We start from the raw sequence: 5,952 nt of genomic DNA, 5'->3' as shown, positions 1-5,952 counted from the left end.
TCTCGTCGTCGAGCCAGTCGTCATCGGGCTGGATCAGGTGTGCTTGATGCGTCCGTCCGGTAGCACCCAGGCAATGGGCCAGGGGCAGGTCGCTGTCGTCGCCGGTCTCCACGGCAATGAATCCGGGAATGTCGGCCATGTCAGTGCTCCTCCTGCTGGGAATCGCCAGCAACGATAGGCTCCTCGGTCTCTGCCAGTCGGAAGAAGGCCTGAGCGGTTCGGGTAGTGGCGTGGGCCAGCTCCGCTTCACTGACACCCTGCCAGTGTGCGATCTCTCTCACGATCCAGGGCAGCAAGGCCGGCTCGTGTCGCCTGCCTTGAGTTTGGCAGGTAAATTGCGCGGTAGCAGGTAGGGGCAGTCGGTTTCCACCATCAGTCGATTCAACGGAATCTCGCCGACCAGTTCGCGCAGGTGGTGACCGCGCCGCTCATCGCAGATCCAGCCGGTCAGGCCGATATGCAGGTCAAGGTCGCGGTAGCCGAAGAGCGTCGCGCGGTCGGCGGTGAAGCAGTGTATGACGGCATCCGGAATGTCGTCGCGCCAGGCATGGAGGATATCGCGCATGCGACTGCCGGCGTCGCGCTCATGGATGAACAGCGGCTTGCCGCACTCCACCGCCAGGCCCAGCTGTGCCTCGAAGGCGCGCTCCTGCTCCGCGGGCGTCGAGAAATTGCGGTTGAAATCCAGCCCGCATTCGCCCACCGCCACCACCTCGGGCTGCCGGTGCAGGTCCTGCATGGCCCGCTGCAGCCCGGCATCCCAACGGCTGGCGTCATGGGGGTGGACCCCGGCGGTGGCATGGAGACCAGGGTGGCGTCGTGCCAGCTCCACTGCCTGCTCGGCATGCTCGCGGTCGGTGCCGGTGAGGATCAGGCCGGTGACATTGGCCGCCCGGCTCGCGCCAATACCGCGTCGAGGTCGCGGGCAAAGCTCTCATGGGTCAGGTTGGCGCCGATATCCACCAGCGGGGCGGGGGAGCGAAACCGCAGCGCCTCGGGCAGGAAATCATCGCAGGTCTCGGTCGTGTCAACCAAGGCAGAACTCCTCGTCGCATCTGGGCATCGGGGCGAGTGCCCCCGGGTGTGCCGTATTGTACAGGACCACGGCGAGCCGGCCATGCGTTACACTAGCCGCCTCGATGACTGGATGAGGTAATCGCGTGACCCTGCTACGTCTGGAACGGCTGCAACTGGCCTATGGCAACCATGTGCTGCTCGACGGCGCCGACCTGGTGCTGGAGAGGGGCGAGCGACTGGCGCTGGTGGGCCGCAACGGCACCGGCAAGTCGACGCTGCTCAAGCTGGTGGCCGGCGAGATCCTGCCCGATGGCGGGAGCATATGGCGCGCGCCGGGACTCAAGATCGGCGTGCTGGCCCAGGACCTGCCGGCAGCGACCGGCGAGACCATCTTCGATGTGGTGGCTGAAGGGCTGCCCCAGGCCGGCAAGTTGCTCGCCGAATACCATCATCTGATTCAGGATCCCGACCCGGACATGAACCGCATGGCCCAGCTCCAGACCCGGCTGGAAGCCATCGACGGCTGGTCTTTCCATCAGCGCATCGACGTGGTGTTGACGCGGCTGGGGCTGCCCGCCGACGACGAGATGGCCTCGCTGTCGGGTGGCTGGCGTCGTCGCGTGGCCCTGGCCCGGGCCCTGGTCGCTGAGCCGGACCTGCTGCTGCTCGACGAGCCCACCAACCACCTGGACCTGGACACCATCGCCTGGCTGGAGGAGCAGCTCGCCGCCTTCCCCGGCTCGGTGCTGTTCATCACCCACGACCGGGCATTCCTGTCGAAGCTGGCGACGGCGATCCTGGAGCTCGATCGCGGCCGCCTGGGACGTTACCCCGGCGACTATGCGAAGTACCAGGAACAGAAGAATCACGAGCTGGAGGTGGAGGCTCGGGAGCACGCCGAGTTCGACAAGAAGCTCGCCCAGGAGGAGGCGTGGATTCGCCAGGGGATCAAGGCCCGTCGTACCCGCAACGAGGGCCGGGTGCGTGCTCTTGAGCAACTGCGTCGAGACCGCAGCCAGCGTCGCGAACGCCAGGGCAAGGCCAACCTCAGCGTGGACGGCGGCGAGCGCAGTGGCAAGCGGGTCGTCGAGCTCAAGCATGTTACCCATCGCTTCGGCGACGAGGTGGTGATCCGCGACCTCAGCCTGGAGATTCAGCGTGGCGATCGCATCGGCCTGATTGGGCGCAACGGGGCCGGCAAGACCACTCTGCTCAAGATCCTGCTTGGCCAGCTCGAGCCGAGCGAGGGGGAAGTCCGCCTCGGTACCAACCTGCAGGTGGCTTATTTCGACCAGCTGCGGGCCGGTCTCGAGCCGGAGAAGACCGTCTATGACAACGTGGCCCAGGGCAGCGATCGGGTTACCGTGGGCGGCAAGGACAAGCACGTCATCAGCTACTTGCAGGATTTCCTGTTCACCCCCGAGCGTGCCCGCCAGCCGGTCAAGGCGCTCTCCGGTGGTGAGTCCAACCGCCTGTTGCTGGCCAAGCTGTTCACCCAGCCGGCCAACGTACTGGTACTCGACGAGCCGACCAACGATCTCGATGTGGAGACGCTGGAGCTGCTGGAGGAACTGCTGCTCAACTTCGAGGGTACCCTGCTGCTGGTCTCCCACGACCGCGCCTTCATGGACAACGTGGTGACCGGGGTGCTGGCCTTCGAGGGCGACGGCCAGGTGCGCGAATACGTGGGCGGCTATACCGACTGGGTTCGTCAAGGCGGTAGCCTGCCTCCGGCGCCTGGGAAGGGGCGGCCCGGCAGGGGATCGAGCCCACGCATCAGGCAGCTGAGCCGGCGGAGGGGAAAAGGAAACCTCAGCCGGAAGCGGCGAAGAAAGCGGTCAAGCTTTCCTACAAGCTCCAGCGCGAACTGGACACGCTGCCATCACGAATCGAGACCCTGGAGGCGGAAGTGGCCGAACTCGAGTCTCGCGTCGGAGACCCTGCCTTCTACCAGCAGGATGCCGAGAGTGTTACCGCCACCCTGCAGGCGCTGAACGACAAGCAGGCCGAACTGGAGGCGGCCATGGAGCGCTGGATGGAGCTGGAGGCGATGGCCGCCGGGGAGTAAGCGATAATCCGCTACTGGGCTCCGGCGGTGACCTGCCTGTCATCGTTCGCTACGCGAACTCACTGCTTGCCTAAGGCGGAGTGATCCAGGATGAACGCGCCGACAAAGCCAGGGTCCTACTCGGCGCTCTTTTCGCCCTTCTTGCCGACACGTACGGCAAGAACGTCGCACTGGGCGCCGTGCAGCACGCCGGTGGAGGTGGAGCCGAGCAGCAGGGCGAAGCCATGGCGTCCATGGGAGCCCACCACGATCAGGTCGACGCTATGCTCCTCCGCGAAGCGGTGGATCTCGGTATCGGGCATGCCCACCACCACATGCTGGTTCTCCTTGGCGACGTGGGGGTCGGCGATCTCGGCCAGGCGCTGTTTGGCATGCTCGTCGAGCTGATCCTGAATGCTGGTGAGATCCATGGGGATATCGCCACCGTAGGCGAAGCCCAGCGGCTCCAGGGTATGCATGATGGACAGCTTCGCCTGGTTGCGCTCGGCGATCTGCAGGGCACGCTCGAGAACCTTGTGGGAGTCCTTGGTCAGGTCGACGGCGACCAGGATGTGGCGGTATTCATTGCTCATGTCAGGCTCCTGCGAAACGGCATGGTTAGAGAATCATGCCTTCACTCTAGGACGACTGCCAAGCCAAGACAACGACTTGCGTCAAGATTCATTCAGGAGAAGCTGATGATTTGGGCAATGATAATCGGGGTGCTGCTATTGATGGTCGCCCCAGTAATGTGGCTCAAGCCCAGCCCCAGGCAGCGCCGCATCGCACCGCTGCGCAATGCCGCGGCGAAAGCCGGGGTCAGGGTGAAGCTGGAGTCACCCCCGCTGCATGGGATCAGTACGGCCATGCCAGGCTATCGCTGGCCCTATCCTGTCGAGTCCCCCGGCCCCCGGTTCCTGCTGGTGCGTGATAGTGACGCCAGCGACGCGCTGAAGCCCTTCCTGGCGGGCTGGCGTTGGCGTATCGAGCCGCTTCGCGCATTGCCGGATGAGGCGCGGGAGCCGCTGGAGGCACTGCTGATGCGTCTGCCCCAGGATGCCCTGGTGGTCGAATCCAGCGAACATGGGCTCACGCTTTGGTGGTGGGAGTCCCAGGGCGCCGATCGATTTCTGACCTATGTGGCCGATTTTCGCCGCCTGCGCGATGCCCTGGCAGGCCACGCCGACCGGCCGCCCGCCACCCGTGCCTTCGGCGAGGGAGAAGGCACCACCCCAGGCTGAGGTTCTCCCTTCTGGCTGAGAGGGTCAGGCCCCGCTTTCGCGGGCCTGTATTGCCAGGCCATTGTTTTCGATGTGGGCCAGCAGGGCGTCCAGTTGCTTGACGTCGGCATCGCTGAGGCCTGACAGCATCTCGCGTCGCGCCTGGGTCACGACTTCATCGATCTGCTCAAGCAGTGGGGTCGCTTCGGGGGTGAGGAAGACGCGCTTGGTGCGGCGGTCCTGCTCGCAGGGCCGCCGTTCGATCAGGCCCTGCTCCGAGAGCTGGTCGAGGGTGCGTACCAGCGATGGCGCTTCCACGCCGATGGCACGGGCCAGGTCGCACTGGGGCTGCCCGTCGCCGAGGCGCCAGAGATGGTAGAGGGTGATCCAGCGCGTCTGAGTCAGGCCCAGGGGCGCCAGTCGCTCGTCGATGATGGCCCGCCACAGCCGGGGAAGGCGGGAGAGCCGGAAGCCGATGTTCTGGTGCATGGGACTCCGCAATTGCGTTGAATTTGCCGAATTGTCCGGACCCGAAGCGTGTAATGCAACTCCCGGCAATTTGCGCCGGGCGCCGAGCGTCATCGATGCGTCGCTAAGCGTCCGGGTCAGCCTCCGGATCCTGGGCTTCATGAGCCTCGGATTCGTCTGATGTGTCCCCATCATCGGGCCGTTCACTCTGGCCGGCGCGATTCCCGGGGACAAGGCGGTGCAGGTCGAGTCCAGGTAGCCCCGGTGGTGGTGAGGACCTGCCATCGGCCAGGGTGGCCTTCGACGCATCCTGGGTTACCTGGAAGCGCAGCACGCCAATGCGCTGACCGCTATCCGTCATCACATCGATGCGCCATTTGCCGGCGGGATCCTCCGGGAAATTCAGCTTGTGGGTCCAGGCCCGATAGCCCTCCTGGCGTCCCCCGTCGATACTCAGTGGAATGCGGTCGATCAGTTCGCCTTCGTGTCGCCATTCGTGGACGACCTCTTCGCGCAGCCCCCGTGGCGCACGAATGGCCGTGTAGGCGTAGAGTCCCTGGCGGCGAAGCGTGTCGGGCGTCAGCAGGGCGCTACCTTCCGGTCTTCGCTCTGCAACATCGAAGGCCGGTGACAGGGCGCTGGCCGATATCCACAGATTGGCCGGTGGCACCCAGGCGCGCCCGCTCCAGGCCAGTAGCGTCAATATCGGTAGCGTGGCCAGTACGATGGCCCAGCGTTGGATGGTCATCGGCCGCAAGAGCTGCAGCAGGCTGGGCAGGCTGAATATCAGCATGCACGCCAGGGCCAGCTTCAGGCTCTGGCCGGTGGTCAGCTGCAACATCAGCGGCATGATCACCAGTACCACCAGGAAGACGCACTGGGCATGGAAGGCGAAATAGAGCCAGCGGGCACGCTCGGCCAGCTTGTAGTAGAGCGGGTCGAGTATCGAAAACACCGCCATGCCGAGCACCAGCAGGGCGAACAACCCCTGGCCGCTGGCCCAGACGGTCGTGGCGAGCACGAACGGTAGGCAGAAGAACAGCGTCTCCTGGTGCACCATCTGGGCGATGAAGGTGGTGACGCCCCGGGGCAGGCCCGGGTGGCCGCGGCGGGCCAGCAAACGCCCGATCAGACTCTCGGAGAGCAGCAGGATCCAGGCCAGCAGCATGCTCAGTGCCAGCACGACGCCCAGCCACTGCT

At 65.3% G+C, this 5,952-nt stretch carries 4 protein-coding genes and 2 pseudogenes; 2 read left to right on the top strand and 4 right to left on the bottom strand.

Annotated elements, in window-relative coordinates; all coding sequences use genetic code 11:
- Positions 1 to 140: 140 nt before the first annotated feature.
- Positions 141 to 1,035, bottom strand: a pseudogene (locus tag Q427_RS19990) (TatD family hydrolase).
- Between the two features lie 125 nt (positions 1,036 to 1,160).
- Here Q427_RS19990 and Q427_RS19985 point away from each other — a divergent pair.
- A pseudogene (locus Q427_RS19985) lies at positions 1,161 to 3,085 on the top strand (ATP-binding cassette domain-containing protein).
- A 116-nt stretch (positions 3,086 to 3,201) separates the two neighbouring features.
- On the opposite strand, the gene Q427_RS19980 reads toward Q427_RS19985, so the two are convergent.
- The gene (locus tag Q427_RS19980) at positions 3,202 to 3,657 is read right to left on the bottom strand and encodes a universal stress protein (RefSeq protein ID WP_043512060.1); all 456 of its coding nucleotides are present in this window, start codon (positions 3,655 to 3,657) and stop codon (positions 3,202 to 3,204) included.
- A gap of 105 nt (positions 3,658 to 3,762) precedes the next feature.
- On the opposite strand from Q427_RS19980, the gene Q427_RS19975 reads away from it, so the two are divergent.
- On the top strand, positions 3,763 to 4,305 hold the full coding sequence (locus Q427_RS19975) for a hypothetical protein (protein WP_043516868.1): 543 nt from the start codon (positions 3,763 to 3,765) through the stop codon (positions 4,303 to 4,305).
- 24 nt (positions 4,306 to 4,329) lie between these two features.
- Here the strand turns inward: Q427_RS19975 and slyA are convergent, their stop codons facing one another.
- Together slyA and Q427_RS19965 are read right to left on the bottom strand one after the other, a co-directional pair.
- Entirely contained in the window at positions 4,330 to 4,773 is a 444-nt protein-coding gene (slyA, locus tag Q427_RS19970) for a transcriptional regulator SlyA (RefSeq protein ID WP_043516866.1), read from the bottom strand.
- A 103-nt stretch (positions 4,774 to 4,876) separates the two neighbouring features.
- Positions 4,877 to 5,952 (bottom strand): DUF5924 family protein (locus Q427_RS19965; RefSeq protein ID WP_155833638.1); only part of this gene is annotated, 1,076 nt, incomplete at its 5' end.

This window comes from Halomonas sp. BC04 (assembly GCF_000568385.1).
Note: the sequence above shows the minus strand (reverse complement) of the source record. Positions and strands in the feature narration are given on the sequence as shown.